Origin of the sequence: Escherichia sp. KTE159, assembly GCF_000408805.1 — a bacterium.
GTDB lineage: Bacteria > Pseudomonadota > Gammaproteobacteria > Enterobacterales > Enterobacteriaceae > Escherichia > Escherichia marmotae.
Genome location: NZ_KE137292.1, coordinates 682,624 through 705,072, shown reverse-complemented (window position 1 = coordinate 705,072; position 22,449 = coordinate 682,624). Strand labels below are relative to the sequence as shown.

At 49.9% G+C, this 22,449-nt stretch carries 25 protein-coding genes; 9 read left to right on the top strand and 16 right to left on the bottom strand.

Annotation, left to right across the window (positions count from 1 at the left end):
* The first annotated feature begins 71 nt into the window (after positions 1 to 71).
* Positions 72 to 803 (top strand): arginine ABC transporter substrate-binding protein ArtJ, encoded by a 732-nt coding sequence (artJ, locus tag A31E_RS18065; protein ID WP_001516078.1) that lies wholly within the window; start codon positions 72 to 74, stop codon positions 801 to 803.
* 174 nt (positions 804 to 977) lie between these two features.
* On the opposite strand, the gene rlmC is transcribed toward artJ, so the two are convergent.
* The 10 genes from rlmC to A31E_RS18115 form a co-directional block, all read right to left on the bottom strand.
* Positions 978 to 2,105: a 23S rRNA (uracil(747)-C(5))-methyltransferase RlmC gene (rlmC, locus tag A31E_RS18070; protein ID WP_001149757.1), complete on the bottom strand. Its 1,128-nt coding sequence runs from the start codon at positions 2,103 to 2,105 to the stop codon at positions 978 to 980.
* 40 nt (positions 2,106 to 2,145) lie between these two features.
* The gene (locus A31E_RS18075) at positions 2,146 to 2,634 is read right to left on the bottom strand and encodes a YbjO family protein (protein WP_000389253.1); all 489 of its coding nucleotides are present in this window, start codon (positions 2,632 to 2,634) and stop codon (positions 2,146 to 2,148) included.
* 59 nt (positions 2,635 to 2,693) lie between these two features.
* Positions 2,694 to 3,539 carry a putrescine ABC transporter permease PotI gene (potI, locus tag A31E_RS18080; RefSeq protein ID WP_001516076.1) on the bottom strand — a complete coding sequence of 282 codons (846 nt, stop codon included), beginning with the start codon at positions 3,537 to 3,539 and terminating at the stop codon, positions 2,694 to 2,696.
* Entirely contained in the window at positions 3,536 to 4,480 is a 945-nt protein-coding gene (gene potH, locus A31E_RS18085) for a putrescine ABC transporter permease PotH (RefSeq protein WP_001516075.1), read from the bottom strand. Before potH ends, potI begins: the two co-directional genes overlap by 4 nt.
* A 9-nt stretch (positions 4,481 to 4,489) precedes the next feature.
* Positions 4,490 to 5,623, bottom strand: coding sequence for a putrescine ABC transporter ATP-binding subunit PotG (gene potG, locus A31E_RS18090; RefSeq protein ID WP_000995979.1), 1,134 nt, complete (start codon positions 5,621 to 5,623; stop codon positions 4,490 to 4,492).
* Positions 5,624 to 5,717: 94 nt separating this feature from the next.
* Complete coding sequence (potF, locus tag A31E_RS18095; RefSeq protein WP_000147250.1) at positions 5,718 to 6,830, bottom strand: spermidine/putrescine ABC transporter substrate-binding protein PotF; 1,113 nt, start codon at positions 6,828 to 6,830, stop codon at positions 5,718 to 5,720.
* A gap of 350 nt (positions 6,831 to 7,180) precedes the next feature.
* Complete coding sequence (locus tag A31E_RS18100; RefSeq protein ID WP_001516074.1) at positions 7,181 to 7,657, bottom strand: type III secretion system chaperone family protein; 477 nt, start codon at positions 7,655 to 7,657, stop codon at positions 7,181 to 7,183.
* Between the two features lie 87 nt (positions 7,658 to 7,744).
* Entirely contained in the window at positions 7,745 to 8,647 is a 903-nt protein-coding gene (rimK, locus tag A31E_RS18105) for a 30S ribosomal protein S6--L-glutamate ligase (protein ID WP_000684354.1), read from the bottom strand.
* A 60-nt stretch (positions 8,648 to 8,707) separates the two neighbouring features.
* The gene (gene nfsA / locus A31E_RS18110) at positions 8,708 to 9,430 is read right to left on the bottom strand and encodes a nitroreductase NfsA (RefSeq protein WP_016248528.1); all 723 of its coding nucleotides are present in this window, start codon (positions 9,428 to 9,430) and stop codon (positions 8,708 to 8,710) included.
* Complete coding sequence (locus A31E_RS18115) at positions 9,414 to 9,701, bottom strand: YbjC family protein (RefSeq protein ID WP_001259126.1); 288 nt, start codon at positions 9,699 to 9,701, stop codon at positions 9,414 to 9,416. The genes nfsA and A31E_RS18115 overlap by 17 nt, the downstream gene beginning before the upstream one ends.
* A 159-nt stretch (positions 9,702 to 9,860) precedes the next feature.
* On the opposite strand from A31E_RS18115, the gene grxA reads away from it, so the two are divergent.
* Positions 9,861 to 10,118, top strand: coding sequence for a glutaredoxin 1 (gene grxA, locus A31E_RS18120; RefSeq protein WP_001195226.1), 258 nt, complete (start codon positions 9,861 to 9,863; stop codon positions 10,116 to 10,118).
* 32 nt (positions 10,119 to 10,150) lie between these two features.
* Here the strand turns inward: grxA and A31E_RS18125 are convergent, their stop codons facing one another.
* Positions 10,151 to 10,528, bottom strand: a complete 378-nt coding sequence (locus A31E_RS18125; RefSeq protein WP_000681115.1) for an inner membrane protein YbjM — start codon at positions 10,526 to 10,528, stop codon at positions 10,151 to 10,153.
* 268 nt (positions 10,529 to 10,796) lie between these two features.
* Here A31E_RS18125 and A31E_RS18130 point away from each other — a divergent pair, with 268 nt between their 5' ends.
* On the top strand, positions 10,797 to 12,482 hold the full coding sequence (locus tag A31E_RS18130; protein ID WP_001024862.1) for an aspartate:alanine antiporter: 1,686 nt from the start codon (positions 10,797 to 10,799) through the stop codon (positions 12,480 to 12,482).
* A gap of 135 nt (positions 12,483 to 12,617) precedes the next feature.
* Here A31E_RS18130 and rcdA read toward each other — a convergent pair whose 3' ends face one another.
* Entirely contained in the window at positions 12,618 to 13,193 is a 576-nt protein-coding gene (gene rcdA / locus A31E_RS18135; RefSeq protein ID WP_001516071.1) for a DNA-binding transcriptional regulator RcdA, read from the bottom strand.
* A gap of 84 nt (positions 13,194 to 13,277) precedes the next feature.
* Here rcdA and A31E_RS18140 point away from each other — a divergent pair, with 84 nt between their 5' ends.
* The 3 genes from A31E_RS18140 (at position 13,278) to ybjH (ending at position 15,670) form a co-directional block, all read left to right on the top strand.
* The gene (locus A31E_RS18140) at positions 13,278 to 14,486 is read left to right on the top strand and encodes an MFS transporter (protein WP_010379705.1); all 1,209 of its coding nucleotides are present in this window, start codon (positions 13,278 to 13,280) and stop codon (positions 14,484 to 14,486) included.
* Complete coding sequence (locus A31E_RS18145; RefSeq protein ID WP_016248527.1) at positions 14,486 to 15,301, top strand: Cof-type HAD-IIB family hydrolase; 816 nt, start codon at positions 14,486 to 14,488, stop codon at positions 15,299 to 15,301. Before A31E_RS18140 ends, A31E_RS18145 begins: the two co-directional genes overlap by 1 nt.
* Positions 15,302 to 15,385: 84 nt before the next feature.
* Positions 15,386 to 15,670, top strand: a complete 285-nt coding sequence (gene ybjH / locus A31E_RS18150) for a protein YbjH (protein WP_010379680.1) — start codon at positions 15,386 to 15,388, stop codon at positions 15,668 to 15,670.
* A gap of 40 nt (positions 15,671 to 15,710) precedes the next feature.
* Here ybjH and mdfA read toward each other — a convergent pair whose 3' ends face one another.
* Positions 15,711 to 16,943, bottom strand: coding sequence for a multidrug efflux MFS transporter MdfA (gene mdfA, locus A31E_RS18155; RefSeq protein WP_001516067.1), 1,233 nt, complete (start codon positions 16,941 to 16,943; stop codon positions 15,711 to 15,713).
* A 285-nt stretch (positions 16,944 to 17,228) separates the two neighbouring features.
* On the opposite strand from mdfA, the gene ybjG reads away from it, so the two are divergent.
* On the top strand, positions 17,229 to 17,825 hold the full coding sequence (gene ybjG, locus A31E_RS18160; protein ID WP_000892326.1) for an undecaprenyl-diphosphate phosphatase: 597 nt from the start codon (positions 17,229 to 17,231) through the stop codon (positions 17,823 to 17,825).
* 57 nt (positions 17,826 to 17,882) lie between these two features.
* A complete protein-coding gene (gene deoR / locus A31E_RS18165) occupies positions 17,883 to 18,641 on the top strand; it encodes a DNA-binding transcriptional repressor DeoR (protein WP_000450142.1) in 759 nt (252 codons plus the stop codon).
* Positions 18,642 to 18,688: 47 nt separating this feature from the next.
* On the opposite strand, the gene dacC is transcribed toward deoR, so the two are convergent.
* Entirely contained in the window at positions 18,689 to 19,891 is a 1,203-nt protein-coding gene (gene dacC / locus A31E_RS18170; protein WP_016248526.1) for a serine-type D-Ala-D-Ala carboxypeptidase, read from the bottom strand.
* 244 nt (positions 19,892 to 20,135) lie between these two features.
* Between dacC and gstB the strand changes: the two genes are divergently transcribed.
* A complete protein-coding gene (gene gstB / locus A31E_RS18175; RefSeq protein ID WP_010379678.1) occupies positions 20,136 to 20,762 on the top strand; it encodes a glutathione S-transferase GstB in 627 nt (208 codons plus the stop codon).
* Here gstB and A31E_RS18180 read toward each other — a convergent pair.
* Both A31E_RS18180 and bssR read right to left on the bottom strand, forming a co-directional pair.
* Positions 20,759 to 21,877, bottom strand: coding sequence for a PQQ-dependent sugar dehydrogenase (locus tag A31E_RS18180; protein ID WP_016248525.1), 1,119 nt, complete (start codon positions 21,875 to 21,877; stop codon positions 20,759 to 20,761). The two genes, gstB and A31E_RS18180, sit on opposite strands and share 4 nt — an antisense overlap.
* 110 nt (positions 21,878 to 21,987) lie before the next feature.
* Positions 21,988 to 22,371, bottom strand: coding sequence for a biofilm formation regulator BssR (bssR, locus tag A31E_RS18185; protein ID WP_016248524.1), 384 nt, complete (start codon positions 22,369 to 22,371; stop codon positions 21,988 to 21,990).
* Between the last annotated feature and the right edge of the window lie 78 nt (positions 22,372 to 22,449).

The window sequence follows — 22,449 nt, the reverse complement described above, 5'->3', positions numbered from 1 at the left end:
CTTAATGGCATTGTTAACCCATGCCGCAGACACGGCCAATAAACATAAGATTGACAGACGGGAGTTCCATCATGAAAAAGTTAGTTCTTGCCGCATTACTTGCTTCCTTTACTTTCGGCGCTTCTGCCGCAGAGAAAATCAATTTTGGCGTATCAGCTACCTATCCCCCCTTTGAATCTATAGGTGCTAATAATGAGATCGTCGGCTTTGATATCGATCTGGCAAAAGCGTTATGCAAACAAATGCAGGCAGAATGTACTTTTACTAATCACGCTTTCGACAGCCTGATCCCGTCACTAAAATTCAGGAAATATGACGCCGTGATTTCCGGGATGGACATCACACCAGAGCGCAGCAAACAGGTGGCCTTTACCACGCCATACTACGAAAACTCTGCCGTCGTGATTGCCAAAAAAGATACCTATAAGACTTTTGCCGATTTGAAAGGTAAACGTATTGGTATGGAAAACGGCACCACCCACCAGAAATATATTCAGGATCAGCATCCGGAAGTGAAAACCGTCTCTTATGACAGCTATCAGAATGCATTTATCGACCTGAAAAATGGCCGTATCGATGGTGTATTTGGTGACACAGCGGTAGTTAATGAATGGCTGAAAACCAATCCACAACTGGGCGTTGCGACTGAGAAAGTGACCGATCCGCAGTACTTCGGCACCGGCCTGGGCATCGCTGTTCGTCCGGATAACAAAGCTCTGCTGGAGAAACTGAATAACGCACTGGCAGCCGTTAAAGCCGACGGTACGTATCAGAAAATCAGTGATCAATGGTTCCCGCAGTAATTGAGACTGATGACAAAAGTAAGATGGCCTGATGCGCTACGTTTATCTGGCCTACATTGACTCTACAATATATTGATTTCGCAAGATTTTGTAGGTTGCATAAGGTGTTCACCCCGCATCCGGCATGAACAAAGCGCATCTGGTCAACAATCTGAAGCCGCAGCCGCGGCTTTTTTATTGCTTCACCAACAGCGTCAGCACTTCATAATGCGCGGTGTGCGGGAACATATCGAAAAGCTGTACCCGCTCAATGCGATAACCAGGCAGTTCGCGAATATCTTTCGCCATCGTTTGAGCGTTACAACTGGAGTAAATAATAAAACGCGGTGCCATCGTTGAGAGATAGTCACACAGTGGCTTTCCAATGCCGCGACGCGGTGGATTAACCAGCACCAGTTCCGGCACTTCGCCTTGCGCGGTGGCAAACTGAGTGGAGTCCAGCGCCTGAAATTGCAAACGCGTTAAGCCCAGCTCAGCAGCAGACTGTTTCGCACAAGCAATCGCTTCTGGTGCAATTTCAATCCCCGTTAACTGCATTTCTGGCGTCGCACAATGCAAACCAAAACCGCCAACACCGCAAAACAGATCCCACATATGGTTTACCGGTAGTTGCTGCACCCAATCGCGCGCGGTGGCATAAAGCTGGCTGGCAACTGCCGGATTGGTCTGGAAGAAACTTTGCGGACGGATCCACAACGGTACGTTATTAAAACGCTCTGCCAGCGCCTGTTGTTCGGTCAGGTAGATCTCCGTCTCCCCTTCCATAATCGCCATATGTACTGGCTGAATATTGACGGTAATGACGTTGAGCTGCGGCAGTTGTGCCTGTAGCCACGGTAGCGCCTTACGCAGTTGCGCCAGCTTGGTTTCCGAGCGCAGCACAAAACGCAGCATCATGCCGCCATCAGTCTGGCTTTCAGTCAGCAGAATGTATTTCAGTTCGCCACGCTTACGTGCCACGTTGTACGGCGTCAGCCCGGCGCGGGCAATAAACGGTTTTAGCGCCGCAAAAACGGGCGCAAATGAGGCAGGATAAAGCGGACAGTCGCAAAGATCTTCCGGCGTGCCGTCGCGGTGTAGCATTCCGAGCAGTGGCTTTTCAACGCTGCCACTCACCACCATTTTGGCTTTATTACGAAACCCTTGTTCGGGGCCAGACACCGGCGCGCACCACTCCGCAACCGGAAAATCGGTCAGCAGATTTTTAAGATCGGCGGTTTTAGCGGAGAGTTGCTCTGGAATCGGCTGCGTTATCCACTGACAGGAACGACAGCGACCCGCGTCGTAAAGTGCGCACTGCATACATTGACCTTCACATCATCAGGGGCGACGATTATACACATTATTGCAACTGGAAGAACCGCCGACTGGTAGCGGGAACGAATAGCAACAACAGGATGAGCATATCCGGCAGCTTCTGCAGCATCAGGCTATGGAGGATTTCGCGTTTTGATTCACCGGGAATGCTGAACAGCTCAGGATAACCATAACCGAGTGAAGCCGCCCACAGATAACTGGCAGCCGTAATTTGTGTCAGCAGATACAGCCAGCGCGCCCAGCTACAGCCTTTCACCAGCGAAAACGCACACCAGATTTCAATAAAAACCAGCGCCAGGCTGCTTAAAAAGACCAGCGTTAAACTCCAGGTTTGTACGCTACGATGAATGAATTCGCCAATACCGTGAACGCCCAGCGTATTGAAAATCATCAGCACGTCGAGACCACGGATCATAATAATGGCGAGCGCCGCCACCTGCACCAGCGCAGGCACATTCAGGCGAGCATGTGATGAAGATGTTTTCTTAAAAAATCCCAACGTTTCGTCTTCCATGAAAACAATGCCGCGACATGCGCGGCATTATGTAGCCAGGTTGGCAAATTTTAGTGTCTTCAGCCACGTCTTGCACGCTGGATATCGCGTATCCGCTGCTTTTCTGCACGCGCCATTAAATACCAAGCGATAAATCCGATAATTCCTACCGCCCCAAGGATCAACGTCGCCAGGGCGTTAATCTCCGGATTCACCCCCATCCGCACGCTGGAAAAAACCAACATCGGCAATGTGGTGGCACCGGGTCCGGAAACAAAACTGGCAATCACCAGGTCATCGAGCGACAGAGTAAAAGCAAGCAACCAACCAGAAATGATTGCCGGCATGATCATCGGCAGCGTAATCACGAAAAATACTTTCAGCGGCATCGCACCGAGATCCATCGCCGCTTCTTCTATCGAGCGATCCAGTTCCCGCAAACGTGAAGAAATAACGACCGCCACATACGCCGTACAGAAAGTTACGTGCGCCAGCCAGATAGTCAACATGCCGCGATCGGCTGGCCAGCCAATAGCATGAGCAAGGGCAACGAACAATAACAACAACGACAGACCAGTTATCACATCCGGCATGACAAGCGGCGCGGTGATCATAAAGGCAAAGCCATTTGAGCCACGAAACCGTCCAAACCGTACCAGCACGACCGCCGCAATAGTCCCGAGGATCGCCGCCGCGGTCGCCGCACAGGCGGCAATAGTCAGACTTAACCCGACCGCACTCATCATCGCATCGTCACGCAATAATTCGCCGTACCAGCGCGTTGACCAACCGGCCCACACCGTCACCAGTTTCGAACTGTTAAACGAATAGATAACCAGCATCAGCATCGGCGCATAGAGAAAGGTGAAACCCAGCAGCAAAATCACAATCCGCCAGGGAGAACGAACGACCGGTAAATTATTCATCCGTGCTCCCCCACGCTTTTTTGCTGATATTTGTGGAACCACATAATTGGCACAATCAGCAGCAATAACATGATGATCGCCACCGCTGAGGCCACCGGCCAGTCGCGGTTATTGAAGAACTCCTGCCACAGGACGCGTCCGATCATAATACTGTCCGGGCCGCCGAGCAGTTCCGGGATCACAAACTCACCAACCGCCGGAATGAAAACCAACATCGATCCGGCGATAATCCCGCCTTTGGTCAGTGGCACAATGACGGTGAAGAACGTTTTCAGCGGTCGCGCGCCGAGATCCAGTGCCGCCTCTACCAGCGAATAATCGATGCGGGTTAACGCGGTGTAGATCGGCAACACCATAAACGGCACATAGGCGTAAACAATGCCGATATAAACTGCCAGATTGGTATGCAGAATGGTCAGCGGTTGATCGATAACGCCCAGCCACAGCAGGAAATTATTCAATACACCGTTGTTTTTCAGGATCCCCATCCAGGCGTAAACGCGGATCAAAAACGAAGTCCACGACGGCAGGATCACCAGCAGCAATAAGATATTACGGGTTGAAGGCTTACTGTGCGCCACCGCCCACGCCAGCGGGTAGCCGAGCAATAAGCAACAAACGGTCGAAATCGCCGCTACCTGTAACGACTGGAGATAAGCATCGAAATAGAGCGGATCGTCGGTTAGCTGCAGGAAATTACCAAGGTTGAGGGTGATCGACAGTTGCCCATCCGCCCATTCCATCAGTTCGGTGTAAGGGGGAATGGCGCGCGCCATCTCTGCCAGACTTATTTTAAAGACGATAAGAAATGGCAGCAGAAACAGCAAAATCAACCAGATATACGGCAGCGCAATCACCAGTTTACGCCCGTGCTTCATCTGCCACTGCGTAAGCCACAGTTTCAACCCGCCCGGCTGGACAGGAGGTTCAAGTGTACTCATCTTTGCTCCTTAAACCGTCAGCACCACACAACTGTCCACTTCCCAACATAAACGGACTTCATCGCCCCAGGTCGGCAGCCCTTTACGATGACGATGGGCGTTTTGTAACTGAGCGCTGATCATCTGCCCACTTTTCAGGCGAACATGATAAACAGACAAATCACCGAGATAGGCAATATGTGTCACCTCTCCCACCGCAAAATTGCAGCCATCAGTAGGCGGTTCGTCACAGAGCATGATTTTTTCCGGACGCAGCGCCACATGCACCGGCACGTTATCGACCACTGACGCCTGCGGATCGACTTTCAACGGATGCACCAGCCCCGGCGAATAGAGCAATAGTCCGTCTTCCTGGCGCTCTTTTAGCAGCCCTTCAAAGACGTTAACTGAACCAATAAACTCGGCGCTGTAGCGGGTGGTCGGGTGCTCATAAATTTCTTCCGGCTCGCCAATCTGGACAAATTTACCGCGATTCATAATGGCAATACGCCCCGCCATGGTCATCGCCTCTTCCTGATCGTGGGTGACCATCACACAGGTCACGCCGACACGCTCGAGAATATCCACCACTTCAAGCTGCATCCGGTCACGTAGTTTTTTATCCAGCGCGCCCATCGGTTCATCAAGCAGCAGAAGTTTTGGGCGCTTGGCAAGGCTTCGGGCCAGCGCCACACGCTGGCGTTGACCGCCGGAAAGTTGATGCGGTTTGCGTTTGGCGAACTCCTGCATATGCACCAACCCGAGCATCTCGTTGACCCGGCTGGCAATTTCCGCTTTTGGTAACTTGTCCTGTTTCAGGCCAAAGGCGATGTTCTGTTCCACGGACATATGCGGAAACAGCGCATAGGACTGGAACATCATATTGATGGGGCGCAGATAAGGCGGCACCTGTGACAAATCAACGCCATCAAGCATAATCTGCCCGGCAGAAGGCTGTTCGAAACCTGCCAGCATACGCAGCAGTGTGGACTTGCCACAGCCAGATGCGCCCAGCAGTGCAAAGATTTCGCCTTTATAAATGGTCAGACTGACATCATCGACCGCATGTTGACCATCGTAAGATTTGGTCAAATTGCGGATTTCTAATAGTGGTGTCAGCGACTTCCGACTTTTCGCCTGTGGGCGAGGGATAGCGTCATTCACGGCTGCTCTCCGGCATTTAAGGTGTGCAAGCGCACCATGATGGTGCAAATTGCCGGAGGGACTGGCGCGCCCGTCCGGCATCTACGGCTGCGGATTATTTTCCGCTCTTCACTTTAGTCCAGGCGCGGGTGCGCACTCGGTCAATTTTCGGGTCCTGCACTTGCAGTGTGAACATTTTGCCGCGAACGTCTGCCGGAGGATAAATCCCCGGGTTATCACGCACTTCCGCGCTTACCAGCGGCGTCGCTTCTTTGTTGGCGTTGGCATAGAACACATGGTCGGAGATATGCGCTACTACATCCGGGCGTAGCAGGTAATTCAGGAACTGATACGCTTCGTCTTTATTTTTGGCGTCGGCAGGCATGGCGAACACATCAAAGAATGCCATCGCCCCTTCTTTCGGAATCGAGAAAGAGACATTTACGCCATTCTTCGCTTCCTTCGCACGGTTTGACGCCTGCCAGACATCACCCGCCCAGCCGATAGCGACGCAGATATCACCGTTTGCCAGATCGTTTATGTACTGAGAGGAGTGGAAATAGCGAATATTCGGGCGCAGTTTCAACAGTAAGTCGGTAGCCGGTCCGGTGTAATCATCTGCTTTGGTACTGTTCGGATCTTTGCCGAGATAATTCAGCACGGTAGCAAAAACTTCTTCCGGCGCATCGAGGAAAGAGACGCCGCAGCTTTTCAGTTTTTCCAGATTTTCAGGTTTGAGGATCAAGTCCCAGCTATCGACAGGCGCATTTTCACCCAGTACCGCTTTAACTTTATCAACGTTATAGCCAATGCCAGTCGTCGCCCACATATATGGCATGGCAAATTTATTGCCGGGATCGTGTTTTGCCACCAGTTTCAACAATTCTGGATCGAGATTCTTCCATTCTGGTAATTTGCTTTTATCCAGCGGCTGGAACACACCGGCAGTCAACTGGCGTTCAAGAAAGCTGGCTGATGGAACGACAAGATCAAAGCCGGTGCTCCCCGCCATTAATTTGCCTTCCAGCACTTCGTTGGAATCAAAAACATCGTAGACGACTTTGATACCGGTCTCTTTTTCAAAATTTGCCACCGTATCCGGGGCGATATAATCAGACCAGTTATAAATGTGGAGTGTTTTTTGTTCAGCCGCGAGCGTGCCGACAGAGACAGCCATCAGAGCACCCGCAACCAGACCCGATAGCCATTTTTTATTTAAGCCGGTCATATCTCTTTCCTTCTGAAAGTTCGTTAACAAACGAACAAAAGTTGTCACACTGAAAGATATGCAACAAATGTGCATATTTTTTATCGGCGCGGTGTAAGAAAAGAGGACTCTCTCCCGGCCAGCATTGCTCGCTATATAAAAGCATTGCAAGAATAACTTTAGCCAGGGTTTGAAACTATAGCTGTAATAAAAAAACGGCATTTAACAAATTTTTATGCGTATTTGCTCTATGTGATAAAGCAAATCCGGCACAACAGAAGTGAAATAATCTTTAATGAAAGGTTAAAATCAGCAGAAAATATTACAACGCGCAGCCACTGCGGCAGCGACTGCGTGCTCAAAAGGAATTATCAGTGAAGGAAATAGTTTTCGCTAACGTTGTTTTGCCCTTCATCATCAGTCGGTAACAGCAGTTGATGGGCATTGGCTTCAAGGATAACCATCGAAATCTGCTCTTCGCTCTGACGTACAAACCATGCAAACTGTTCATAGGTTACGCCCTGCATAACGGATAAAGACTGGCAAACCACCAGCTTTGGCAGATTATCATCCTGCATATCAAGAAATGCTTTCACGGTCAGCGAACTGGCATTGATGGCTGATAAATCCGCCGCCAGCGGTAACACGGCTGAAGGTCTGACTTCCGCCATAGCAGAAAACAGGATTGTGTTATCTATCAGATCGATTTTGGCATCAAAGACACCGTCGAAATTCTGCATATGTGGCAGATGCAGAGCCTGACAGTTATCACATTCAAAAAAACTCATCCCCAGGTCATCGAGCCATTGACGCAACGTATCCAGACCAGGAACGACCAGCGATGTCATAATTTTGTACAACCTCTTCCGATAAAAAGACCGGCACAGCTTACGCAAAAAGCGCAGGCAAAACCATGATCAGTCACGTTATTGCGACTAACCACCGGTTTTTAAGCAATATTCCGCCGTAGCATGGCGTTCAATCCAGCGGATCATTTTACCCGCGATGTCGATACCGGTGGTTTTTTCTATCCCTTCCAGACCTGGCGATGCATTTACCTCCATCACCAACGGTCCGCGATTTGCACGCAGAATATCCACACCGGCAACATCCAGCGCCATCGTTCGCGCGGCTTTAATGGCGATTTCGCGCTCCTGCGGCGTGATACTTGCGACGCTTGCCGCGCCACCACGATGCAAATTGGAACGAAAATCGCCTTCTTTCGCCCGCCGTTCAATCGCCGCAACCACTTCATCACCGACGACCAGACAGCGAATATCGCGCCCTTGCGCCTCTTTGATATATTCCTGCACCAGAATATGGGCATTCAGGCCGCGAAATGCATCAATCACGCTTTCTGCCGCCTGACGCGTCTCCGCCAGCACCACACCAATTCCCTGCGTACCTTCAACCAGCTTGACCACCAGCGGCGCACCACCGACCATCTCGATTAAGTCGCTGGTATCGTCCGGCGAATGCGCTATCCCCGTGACAGGCAGGTCAATACCCTGACGTGCCAGCAATTGCATTGAACGCAATTTGTCACGCGCACGGGCAATAGCAACCGATTCATTTAGCGGATAACTGCCCAGCATTTCAAACTGGCGCAGCGCCGCCGTTCCATAAAAGGTAATGGCGGTGCCAATGCGCGGGATCACCGCATCAAAATGGGGAAGCTTGCGACCTTTATAATGAATGGACGACGCCGCAGGATTAATGTTCATGTAACAAGAAAGCGGATCGAGAATTTCAACCAGGTGACCGCGCTGCAACGCCGCTTCACGCAGTCGCTTACACGAATAGAGCGTTCCATCCCGGGACAATATGGCAATTTTCACCCTGCACCTCTCTGTCAGACCTGGTCAAAAGCCCGCGTATAATACATCGGCGTTACGGTTTTAGCGCGTCGCCCAACCTTGTTTATGTAAATAATCGAGAATAAAAGGACGACTTTCTTTGATAATCGTCCGGCGAATATGATCGCTCCAGGTATCACGGCGATTATTGCTACCACGGGTGAGATAATATTCCGCCAGTTGCTCGTCATACTGCACCAGAATGTCTTTATCCAGCGGTTGGTAGCTGTTTTCATGCACCAAAATAGAGGACGGTAAACGCGGCTTGAGATCCGGGTTATCCGCAGGCCAGCCCAGGCACAAGCCAAACAGCGGCAATACATGCTTCGGCAATTTCAGCAGTTCCGTCACTGCTTCAATGTTATTGCGCAGGCCGCCGATATATACACCGCCCAATCCCAGCGATTCCGCTGCGGTTAAGGCGTTTTGCGCCATCATCGCCGTATCAACGACACCGAGTAACAACTGTTCCGCCAGGCCGAGTTGAGCATCCGGGCAAATCTGTAAATGGCGGTTAAAGTCGGCACAGAACACCCAGAACTCCGCCGCTTGCGCAACGTGTTTTTGCCCACCGGTCAGCGTTACCAGTTCATTACGCAGAGCTTTATCAGTAATGCGAATAATGCTGCTGCACTGCAAAAAACTGGAACTGGAAGTCGCCCGGGCGCTGTTGATAATCGCCTCGCGCTGTTCAGCGGAGATAGGTTCATCAGTGAAATGGCGAATGGAGCGATGACCACAAATGAGTTCAATGGTTGGCGTCATTATCTTTTTCTCTTTCTGAACATGAAGATTCTGGTGGACGATTCATCAGTTGCGGGGCAAGCCGTTTTGCAACCTGAAGAATAACCACCACCGCAGCGGGAAGCATGAGCAAAACACCGAGAAAAATCATCAGAATTTGCGCTTCTGGTGTAGAAAACGGCATCGGAAGCGAAAGGTAGTCACTTACCGACAGCAGCGACACAGCCAGTAACATCATTCCGAGAAATTCCAGTATCAACACACTGTCAGGCAATTTACCGATCGTGCGCATAGGCTTCCCTCTGCAAAGTGAGCGGCCAGTTTAAAACCTTTCATCACATTGTGCTTAACAGTTATAGCTTTAAGCAATCAATGCAACAGGTTAAACCTACTTTCAGCGAATAAGATTTGGCGTGATCATGCACGCATGACAGATAAATGGAGAGAGAAAATGCAAACCGTTATTTTCGGCCGTCCGGGTTGCCCTTACTGCGTTCGTGCAAAAGATCTGGCAGAAAAATTAAGCAACGAGCGCGATGATTTTCACTATCAGTATGTGGATATTCGTGCTGAAGGGATCACTAAAGAAGATTTACAACAGAAGGCCGGGAAGCCCGTTGAAACCGTGCCGCAGATTTTTGTCGATCAGCAACACATCGGTGGCTATACCGATTTTGCAGCCTGGGTAAAAGAGAATCTTGATGCCTGATTTGCCGGATAAGCCCTCTCTGTTTGAGGGCTTTATTGATTTTTTCTGTGTTGTGGCTTGAACAAGCTACTGATAAACAAGAAACACAACGCCCCCAGCGCACACCAGAAGACAGCACTCAATAACCATGCCAGCTCTTGCCAGAATGAGCGTGTTGGTGAAAAAAACAGGCGCATAATTAACATAGAACACGGTGCTGCCAGCATTGCGCCAAACAGGGGTTTAAGGACTTCTCTACGCTGCGAAAAAAAACTGGCGACAGCTCCAGGAAGAATGAAAAACAGTAAGCCGATTTCAGGATGCCCGGCAGCCCGAAAAGCGCCCTTCATATGCGTCGCCAGGAAAAGGCACACCACAATGAAGAGGACAAAACAGCAGACTGCCCCCGCCCAACGTTGTTTATGTTTCACATCTTCCTCCTGACACTGCCTCTATCGAACACATTTTTCGCCAGTGTGGCGCTCAGTAAGATAAAGCCGCTTCGCATTCCATGCTAATATAGGCCAACACAATTCTTATAGCCGTTGGTATCTAATGTGATTACACTAGTAAAATATATTGTTACTTTACTATTGATTAAGTGCGCTGAATGAATCTGCGCCCTGAATTCAGGTAAAAACATTATCTTAAATTACCATTTCTTTCAACAGCTTACTCGTAAACAAGAAGTTAGTCTCCGTGAATATAAACGTCGCCGAATTGTTAAATGGGAATTACATTCTGTTATTATTCGTGGTCCTCGCGCTTGGGCTATGTCTCGGAAAATTACGACTTGGTTCAATCCAACTGGGTAATTCCATTGGCGTTTTAGTCGTATCGCTATTATTAGGTCAACAACATTTCAGTATTAACACCGACGCGCTTAATCTTGGCTTTATGCTGTTTATTTTCTGCGTCGGGGTCGAAGCCGGACCCAACTTTTTTTCCATTTTTTTCCGCGATGGGAAAAATTACCTAATGTTAGCGCTGGTAATGGTCGGTAGTGCGCTGTTGATCGCCTTAGGTTTGGGTAAGCTGTTTGGCTGGGACATTGGCCTGACGGCCGGTATGTTGGCTGGCTCCATGACATCGACGCCGGTTCTGGTCGGTGCGGGCGATACGTTACGCCACTCTGGTATAGAAAGCGGGCAGCTCTCCGCGGCACTGGATAATTTAAGCCTTGGGTATGCATTAACCTATTTGATCGGTCTGGTGAGCCTGATTGTCGGAGCGCGTTACCTGCCCAAGTTACAGCATCAGGACTTACAGACCAGCGCCCAGCAAATCGCTCGTGAGCGAGGTCTGGACACCGACGCCAGCCGCAAAGTCTATCTGCCGGTGATTCGCGCTTACCGAGTCGGACCGGAACTGGTCGCCTGGGCCGACGGCAAGAACTTGCGTGAATTGGGTATTTATCGACAGACCGGTTGCTACATTGAACGTATCCGTCGTAACGGGATTCTGGCAAATCCGGATGGTGACGCCGTGTTGCAAATGGGCGATGAAATAGCGTTGGTAGGATATCCCGATGCCCACGCCCGACTCGATCCCAGCTTCCGTAACGGTAAAGAAGTTTTTGATCGTGACCTTCTCGACATGCGTATTGTCACTGAAGAGGTGGTCGTCAAAAACCATAACGCCGTCGGTAAACGTCTGGCGCAATTGAAGTTGACCGATCACGGTTGCTTCCTTAACCGCGTGATCCGCAGTCAGATCGAGATGCCAATTGACGATAACGTAGTGCTTAACAAAGGTGACGTTTTGCAGGTGAGCGGCGATGCCCGCCGTGTGAAGACCATCGCTGACCGTATCGGCTTTATTTCGATTCACAGCCAGGTCACCGACTTGCTGGCATTCTGCGCATTCTTTGTTATAGGCCTGATGATCGGGATGATTACCTTCCAGTTCAGCACTTTCAGTTTTGGCATGGGTAACGCTGCCGGATTGTTATTCGCTGGCATTATGCTGGGCTTTATGCGCGCTAACCACCCGACCTTCGGCTATATTCCGCAGGGTGCGTTAAGTATGGTGAAAGAGTTTGGTTTGATGGTGTTTATGGCGGGTGTTGGTTTAAGCGCCGGTAGCGGCATCAATAACGGCCTGGGCGCGATTGGCGGTCAGATGTTGATTGCCGGATTGATTGTCAGTCTGGTGCCCGTTGTTATCTGCTTCCTGTTCGGTGCTTACGTATTGCGTATGAACCGCGCACTGTTATTCGGCGCAATGATGGGCGCACGAACCTGCGCACCGGCAATGGAGATCATCAGTGATACAGCCCGCAGTAACATCCCGGCGCTGGGCTATGCGGGCACTTATGCAATAGCTAACGTACTGCTGACACTGGCAGGGACAATCATTGTGATGGTATGGCCCGGACTCGGATAAAACTGAAGTTGCCCTAAAAATGAAATTTTTTTGTACAACCGCAGAACTTTTCTTCAGGGTATCAGTCTTAATTAGTGCCACTGCTTTTCTTTGATGTCCCCATTTTGTGGAGCCCATCAACCCCGCCATTTAGGTTCAAGGTTGATGGGTTTTTTGTTGCCTGAAATTTATCTCCAGCCCTGCCACTCGCTCCACCATCCTCAAAATCTCCTCATGCGATAGCGGCTTACGGTCGGTGACAAAATGCAGACTCATCCCTTCAATAAAAGCATCCAGCGCCCGGGCAGTTTCCGGTTCAAACCATTGTTCAAGCGTTTGCTGACTACGCTGCATCCAGTTTTGCATCACCGTTTTTAATAGCGGTTTTCGGCTGGCCAATGCGTAGAGCTGGTACATCAGTTCCATGTTATCCGGCGTTGCGACCTGCGAGCTGTAGATCATGTCTGTTATGGCCTGGCAGGCGCTGGGGGCGTCATTGACATCATCAAAAAAAGCCTGATATTGCCGCGACATCGTCTGCGTAAAACGGCTAAACGCTTCCAGCAACAACTCATCAATTCCTGAAAAATAGTAGGTCATTGATCCTAACGGCACTCCGGCGAGGGTGGCGATTTTACGGTGCGTAACGGCATGTATCCCGTAAAGTTTCACTGCCTCCAGCGTGGCCTGAATGATTTTTTCTCGCCGTTGGGGATCATTAGCGCGGCGCATATTTTTACCCTCTCTCTGCAATTGTGTACAAATGTACACAACCTTGCTAAGGTTGTCTTCCCACTTCTTTTTTTGACGTGATCTATGACAGTAAATTCTTCACGTAATGCCTTGAAACGCCGTACCTGGGCGTTGTTTATGTTCTTCTTTTTGCCAGGACTGCTAATGGCTTCCTGGGCCACCCGCACGCCAGCAATTCGGGATATTCTCTCTGTCTCTATCGCTGAAATGGGCGGTGTACTCTTTGGCCTGTCGATAGGTTCGATGAGCGGTATCCTCTGCTCGGCGTGGTTAGTGAAACGCTTTGGGACGCGTAATGTCATTCTGGTCACTATGTCCTGCGCTTTGATCGGGATGATGATATTAAGTCTGGCGCTCTGGCTGACATCCCCCGTCCTCTTTGCCGTTGGTCTTGGTGTCTTTGGAGCCAGTTTTGGTTCCGCTGAAGTGGCGATAAACGTTGAAGGCGCAGCCGTTGAGCGAGAAATGAATAAAACGGTTTTGCCTATGATGCACGGCTTTTATAGCCTGGGCACGCTGGCAGGCGCTGGTGTCGGGATGGCGTTGACAGCCTTTGGTGTTCCGGCAACTGTACATATTTTGTTGGCGGCACTGGCGGGCATCGCACCTATTTATATTGCTATTAAGGCAATCCCTGGCGGTACGGGCAAAAACGCTGCCGATGGCTCGCAGCATGACGAAAAAGGTGTGCCTTTTTACCGTGACATCCAGTTGCTGTTGATTGGTGTCGTAGTACTGGCAATGGCTTTTGCAGAAGGCTCTGCCAACGATTGGTTACCCTTATTAATGGTTGATGGCCACGGTTTTAGTCCAACGTCAGGCTCACTGATTTATGCCGGTTTCACATTGGGGATGACCGTTGGACGCTTCACCGGTGGCTGGTTCATCGACCGTTACAGCCGCGTTGCCGTAGTACGTGCCAGTGCCTTGATGGGTGCGTTGGGTATCGGACTGATTATTTTTGTCGATAGCGCATGGGTCGCTGGGGTGTCTGTTGTGCTTTGGGGATTGGGCGCTTCTCTGGGCTTCCCACTAACCATTTCTGCCGCCAGCGATACCGGCCCCGATGCGCCGACCCGCGTCAGCGTAGTGGCAACGACGGGTTATCTGGCATTCCTCGTCGGGCCGCCACTGCTGGGCTATCTCGGAGAACATTATGGATTACGTAGTGCAATGCTGGTTGTGCTGGCGCTGGTTATTCTTGCGGCTATTGTCGCTAAAGCCGTCGCCAAACCCGATACAAAAACGCAAACTGCGATGGAGAATAGTTGATGGGCATTAAATTAATTGCGGTAGATATGGACGGTACTTTCTTAAGCGATCAAAAAACCTATAACCGTGAGCGGTTTATGGCCCAGTATCAGCAGATGAAAGCACAAGGTATTCGCTTTGTGGTCGCCAGTGGAAATCAATATTATCAGTTAATTTCGTTCTTTCCCGAAATTGCCAATGAAATTGCCTTTGTGGCGGAAAACGGCGGCTGGGTGGTGAACGAAGGCAAAGATGTTTTTAATGGCGAACTGTCGAAGGACGCATTTTCCACTATTGTGGAGCATTTACTGACGCGCCCGGAGGTGGAAATTATTGCCTGTGGAAAAAATAGCGCCTATACCCTGAAAAAGTATGACGCCGAAATGAAGGCCGTGGCGGAGATGTACTATCATCGCCTGGAATATGTCGATAACTTTGACAATATCGACGATATCTTCTTCAAGTTTGGGTTAAATCTCTCTGACGAACTGATTCCGCAAGTGCAAAAAGAGTTACATAATTCTATTGGCGATATTATGGTGCCAGTCCATACCGGCAACGGTAGTATCGATTTGATTATCCCCGGCGTACATAAAGCCAATGGCCTGCGTCAACTCCAGAAATTATGGGGCATAGACGACAGCGAAGTGGTGGTTTTTGGCGATGGCGGTAATGATATTGAGATGCTGCGTCAGGCGGGCTTTAGCTTTGCAATGGAAAATGCTGGCAACGCAGTCGTAGCGGCGGCGAAATACCGTGCAGGCTCCAATAACCATGAAGGCGTACTGGACATTATCGATAAAGTTCTTAAACACGAAGCGCCATTTAATCAATAAAACGGCAGCACGCCCGGCAACACAATGCCTGAATGAAGGATGCATAATCCGCGGAAATTACCCTTCTGGATTATTTCAGGCGAAATGATGATGAAAAAATGTGTACTGCTGGGCGCGTTTCTGTTGAGTTTTACTGGTGTGGCAATGGCGCAAAGTGTCACCGTTGATGTGCCGAGTGGATACAAAGTGGTGGTGGTCCCTGATTCAGTCAGCGTTCCGCAAGCCGTCAGCGTTGCCAGCGTGCCGCAAACCGTATACGTGGCCCCTACGCCAGCTCCGGCTTACCGTGCACATCCATATGTCCGTCACCTTGCCAGCGTAGGCGAAGGGATGGTAATCGAACATCAGATCGACGACCATCACCACTAATCCCTGAATGCCTGATTGTATAAAACAACCAGGCATTTTCTTATCCGTCGTTAGAATTTCCTGTTTGTTTATCTTTTAAAAAGATAAACATCAGCAGCAGCCACAAAACTCCGTTGGCAAGATTAAACAGATTAAACAATCCATTACCGCCATTCAGCCAGGCATGTTTACTGATCTCAATACCTACGGTAAAGATCAGCATTTGCAACATCCCCATCGCCGCCGATACCGTCCCTTTACTCATATCACTGGCGAACAACGTTAAACGCACCAGCCCTGCATTCGCCAGACCAATACCAAAAGCATAAATACTTAACCCGGCGGTCATCCATAAATACGCGTGCGATGAGATGACCGTGGCCGCTGCGGCGACCAGCAGACCAATCATAATCGGCCAGCCCCCCATAATAATCAGCGAACGTACGGTACGGCGCGAGGTCAGACGTGCCAGCAGCAAATTACCCGCAATTAACGCGCCGAAAATGGGCACTTGCAGCAAACCATATTCATAGCTACTCAACTGTTCACCGGTGATGATGATAATCGGTGACTGGGCAATCCACGCCAGTAACGGCAGACTGACAAATCCCAGCGCCAGCGCTCCTGCAACAAAGCGGCTGTTCTTCAGTACCAGCTTATAGTCTCGACCAAGCTCTTTCAGCGACAGTTTCTCGCCAATGCGCGTAGCCGTTTCTGGCATCGCACGTTGCAGACCGAAGAAGGAGATCGCCGCCAATGCAGCAAACAACACAAACATCCCTTCCCAGGGCAACACATGAATCCACGCGGCACCCACCAATGGCCCGAGTAACGGAGCAATCAGCGCCACATTCGCCATCAGCGCGGTGATCTTGATACAAACCGCCTCTTCAAAAGATTCCTGAATCGCGGCGTAACCCACAGCGCCAATGAAACAGAGGCTTATCCCCTGTAGAAAGCGCAACAGCGTGAATTGTTCAATGTTTTGCGCCAGTAATATCGCCAGGCAGGTGATTATGAACCACACCACGCCAGCTAACATTACCGGACGGCGACCAATACGATCCGACAGTGGTCCTAACAGCCACTGTAAAAACATCCCTCCCGCCAGGTAAGCGGTCATCGAAGTAGGAACCCAGTCAATACCCGCCTGATACTGCTCCACCACGGCGAGCATACCGGGTTGAATCATATCGTTGCCGATATAGGTCGAGAATTCGTAGAGCACCAGACAGAGGGGAAAAAGTAATGCCTGACGCCCAAGTCTGGCACCTGTTGCTAATTTATTTTGCATGCAATTTCTTCGCCAATAATAATCGCGCAAATTTTAATAAAAGCGTGGCAAACGAGAAAGCAAATTTTGTAGCTGAAACCACGGTTAAGCACATTCTTACGTTATTCCGAGTATAGCCCCCCTTTCTTTAAGCTTTATTTAATTTCTTCGCGTTACCATTCTCTGCTGTAAGCCAATCCGGTTGAGGTAAATAAGACGATGCCGCTTTACCCTGTTTAACAAGCGATTTATTCTCATCGACTTGCCTGATGGCTGCCCACTAATCACCTTTTGAGTCTGAAAGTTATGCTGGAAAATCTGAATTATTCATTATTCTCTCTTATTAATGCGACGCCAGACTCATCCGCATGGATGATTTCGTTAGCAATTTTTATTGCCAAAGATTTAATTACCGTGGTGCCATTGTTGGCTACGGTGCTTTGGCTATGGGGATTTACGGCGCAACGACAACTGGTGATAAAAATCGCCATCGCGCTAGCGGTCAGTCTGTTTGTTTCCTGGACGATGGGCCATCTGTTTCCGCATGACCGTCCATTTGTCGAGAATGTCGGCTATAACTTCCTGCATCATGCAGCAGATGACTCTTTCCCGAGCGATCATGGCACGGTGATATTTACCTTTGCGCTGGCATTTTTATGCTGGCATCGTTTGTGGTCAGGAGCAATCCTCATGGTACTGGCGGTAGTTATTGCCTGGTCGCGCGTTTATCTCGGTGTTCACTGGCCGCTGGACATGCTTGGTGGATTGTTGGCGGGAATGATTGGTTGCCTTAGCGCCCAGATTATCTGGCAAGCTGTGGGATCCAGGCTCTACCAGCGGCTGCAATTGTGGTATCGCATCTGTTTCGCCTTACCAATACGTAAAGGCTGGGTGCGTGGCTGATTTCGGATAAAAAGTGTAATATCAGGCGGCTCGCTTCAATAACAATTCAGAGGGATTATGGAAACACGTCGCGAAGAGCGTATCGGGCAATTACTGCAAGAATTAAAACGCAGCGATAAGTTACATCTGAAGGACGCCGCCACCCTGCTCGGGGTTTCAGAGATGACGATTCGCCGCGATTTGAATAACAACAGCGCCCCCGTCGTATTACTCGGCGGTTATATCGTTCTGGAACCGCGCAGTGCCAGCCATTACCTGTTAAGCGATCAAAAATCCCGTCTGGTGGAAGAAAAACGTCGGGCGGCAAAACTGGCTGCGACGCTGGTAGAACCCGATCAGACCCTCTTTTTTGACTGTGGCACTACCACGCCGTGGATTATTGAAGCGATAGATAATGAAATCCCTTTCACCGCCGTTTGTTATTCACTAAATACCTTTCTGGCACTGAAAGAGAAACCCCATTGCCGGGTGTTTCTTTGCGGCGGTGAATTTCATGCCAGTAACGCCATTTTTAAACCCGTCGATTTTCAGTTGACGTTGAATAATTTCTGTCCAGATATCGCTTTTTATTCCGCAGCCGGAGTGCATATCAGTAAAGGTGCTACCTGTTTTAATCTTGAAGAGTTGCCGGTAAAACACTGGGCCATGTCGATGGCGCAAAAGCATGTGCTGGTTGTCGACCACAGTAAGTTTGGCAAGGTACGCCCGGCACGCATGAGTGACCTGAAACGATTTGATATTGTGGTAAGCGATCGTTGCCCGGAAGATGAGTATGTGAAGTACGCACAGACGCAGCATATTAAGTTGATGTATTGATGATGCATAACCGGATGACGTTAACGCGTCATCCGGTCATCAGAAGATTAAGAGAACCAGCCGCCGAACCACTGATGGAATTTCATCATTACGAAGTCCCACATCCGACCAAAGAATCCGCCCTCTTCCACATTTTCCATCACGATCAGCGGACGCTGTTCAATCGACTTGCCGTTAAGCTGGAAATCAATAGTGCCGACGACCTGACCTTTTTTCAGCGGTGCGGTAAGCTGCGGTTCCGTTAACGTGTAACTGGCTTTCAGGTTTTTCAGTTGCCCACGAGGGATGGTCACCGATCCCCCTTCACCGGCACCGAGATTCACTTCGCTCTTATCACCAAACCAAACCCGCTGAGTCACAAAGGTGGCATCAGGTTTAATTGGTGTCACGGTTTCAAAGAAGCGGAAACCCCAGGTCAGTAATTTCTCAGACTCATTAAAACGGATACGGTCAGTTTTCGCCCCCAGCACCACAGAGATCAAACGCATATCACCCTGGGTAGCCGAAGCGACCAGATTGTATCCCGCACCTGCCGTGGTTCCGGTCTTCATACCATCAACATTAACGTTACTGCTCCACAACAGGCGATTACGGTTAGGTTGGCGAATTTTGTTAAAGGTAAACTCTTTCTCTTTATGAATGGCATACTCTTCCGGTACATCGTGAATTAACGCTTTACCCAGCAATGCCATATCGCGCGCGGTACTAAACTGCCCCGGTGCATCCAGGCCGTGTACCGTCTGGAAGGTGGTGTTGGTCAGGCCCAGTTTCTTCGCATAACCATTCATCAAACCAATAAATGACTCCTGGCTGCCCGCAACATAATCTGCCAGTGCAATACAGGCATCATTACCGGACTGAATGATCACACCTTTATTCAAATCCGCCACAGAGACCTGATCGCCCGGTTTAAGAAACATGACCGATGAACCGCGCAGCGCTGGATTGCCCGTTGCCCAGGCATCTTTACCGACCGTCACCATATCGGTGAGTTTGATCTTATCGGCCTTAAGCGCCTGTCCAACCACATAGCTGGTCATGATTTTAGTCAGGCTTGCGGGGTCCAGTTTCTCATCCGCATTGCCTTCTGCCAGCACTTTGCCGCTGGCATAATCCATTAAAATCCATGCACGCGCATCCACGCTCGGCGCTTCAACGGTCTGTTCCGCCGCAAATGCCGTTGGGGCCAAAAGGAATAAAAATGCAGAACCCGCTGCAAGACCACGAAGGAAAGAGGAGTATTGCGTCATAAATGCCACCCGAGTATCCATTCAAAAAAATACGTTATATCGCCGTATGATAAGTTCGGTGATTAATAACGCACACACAAGCTTAAAGAAACCGTAAGTTGGTAAAGTTTTTAAAGTTTATGCAATATCCTGCCGCTTCGCTGCTTCTGGTGTCATTTTTTTACTCACTGTTGCTTAAAAGTTAACTTTACTTCACCATCGGAATCCTGTTCAGCCTGTGGCTGCCTGTATAAAAGGGGTGACTATGATTACGCTGTGGGGTCGGAATAATTCAACCAACGTTAAAAAAGTGTTGCTGACGCTCGAAGAACTGGAACTACCTTATGAGCAAATTTTGGCGGGTCGTGAGTTTGGGGTAAACCATGACGCCGATTTTCTGGCGATGAATCCTAACGGGCTGGTGCCGCTGTTGCGTGACGACGAAAGTAATTTAATTCTTTGGGAATCAAACGCCATTGTCCGCTACCTTGCAGCACAGTACGGGCAAAACCGTTTATGGATCGACTCACCGGCACGCCGCGCAGAAGCCGAAAAGTGGATGGACTGGGCAAACCAGACGCTCAGTAATGCCCATCGAGGGATCCTGATGGGATTGGTCAGAACGCCACCGGAAGAGCGCGATCAGGCCGCCATTGACGCCAGTTGCAAGGAATGCGACGCCCTGTTTGCCCTTCTCGATGCAGAGCTGGCGAAAGTGAAATGGTTCTCCGGCGATGCATTTGGTGTGGGCGACATTGCCATCGCGCCGTTTATCTACAATTTGTTTAACGTTGGCCTGACCTGGACACCACGTCCGAATCTGCAACGCTGGTATCAGCAACTCACCGAACGCCCCGCGGTGCGTAAAGTTGTGATGATCCCTGTTAGCTAATTATTGCGTGGGCTAACTTTGAGTAATTCTCCATTGGACTCGTCGGTCAGAACGTATAAATAACCGTCGGGTCCGCTGCGAACATCACGAATTCGCTGCCTCCTGTCCGTTAATATGCGACCATCTTCTGTCACCTTGTTGCCTTTAACGCTCATCACGATGACATTTTTATCTTTCAGCGCGCCAATAAATAATTTTTGCCGCCACTGGGGGAATTTGTCGCTGTTATAGAAGGCCATGCCGCTCACCGCCGGTGAATCCTTCCAGTAAAAAATGGGTTGTTCAGTCCCGGCGACGATTTCCCCTTTCGCTTCCGGTATTTTAAAACCTGAGTAATTCATCCCCCAGGTTGCCAGCGGCCAACCGTAGTTTTTACCTTTTTCCGGGATATTAATTTCATCGCCGCCGCGCGGACCGTGTTCATTCAACCACAGCGTATTACTCCACGGATTCATCACCATCCCTTGCGGGTTACGAATGCCATAAGACCAGATCCCGGCTCGCACACCAGCCCCCTCCACAAAGGGATTATCATCCGGGATCTCGCCCTGGTCGGTCAGGCGCACTAATTTACCCTGCAATTTATCCAGATCCTGCGCCGTCGGGCGCTGATTGTTTTCACCCAGACCAATATACAGATAGCCTTTACCATCAAATACCAGCCGCCCGCCAAAATGATTACCGGTAGAAAGTTTTGGCGTCTGGCGAAAAACGGTGCGGAAGTCCGTCACTTTTGCGAGGTCATCAGTTAAGCGGCCATAACCTACGGCAGTTCCGGCTTTACCATCATCACCGACTTCAGAAAAACTTAACCAGATACGGCGCGACTGGGCAAAATCAGGCGCTAATGCCACATCCAGCAAACCGCCCTGCCCGTGCGCCCAGACTTCCGGCACACCGGCAAGCGGCGCAGATAATCCTTTTCCTGCTTGCCAGTGGCGTAACTCGCCGCCGCGCAGGGTGATTAACATGCCGTGATTATCCGGTAAGAAGGCCAGCGCCCACGGATGGTCGAGTTTATCCTGCAGTACTTCGACATTTACCGTTTCGGGTGCCGCCCAAAGAGCGGAAGGAATACAGAGAAGGGGCACAAGGTAAAAGGATTGTCGATACATAACACCTCCGGATTGACTCTGGCTTAAAGCGTAGTCAGTCAGGGGCGTGACAAATTTATTTTTACATAAACTTAAATATGAAGGGGGAGACGCCTTCTCCCCCTTAGCTTTCAGGCCTGCTCAAGCATGGCGTGCTTCTCCAGGCTCTGGATACTCAGCGTTAAGCTCATCAGACAATTTTCAAGCTTATCGGCGTTGACGGTAATAAAAGTTGGGCAATCATGATACCCACCCATCAAACATACTGCGGCTGTCGCTAATGCTTCTTCAGCATGATGAAGAGCATTCCACTCTTCCTGATCCAGGTGAAGATTCAACCGCAGCGATTTATCGTGCAGTTCGCGATTCAGTTTAAAAAAGTTATCTCGTAGATGATTGCTTTCGCTGACGGACATGTATCCTTTGGCCTTCCTCAGTCGCACATATGCGGCGAGGTCAACTCGAGCATCGTTCAACCGATTAAGCAGATCGCTTCGCTGTCTGTCAACGAACATACTTCGATCCTCCTCTTTGCAGCCTTAGTGCAATTAAATAGCATGGCTACTTTTTGAACAAAGTGCTGTCAAGGATCA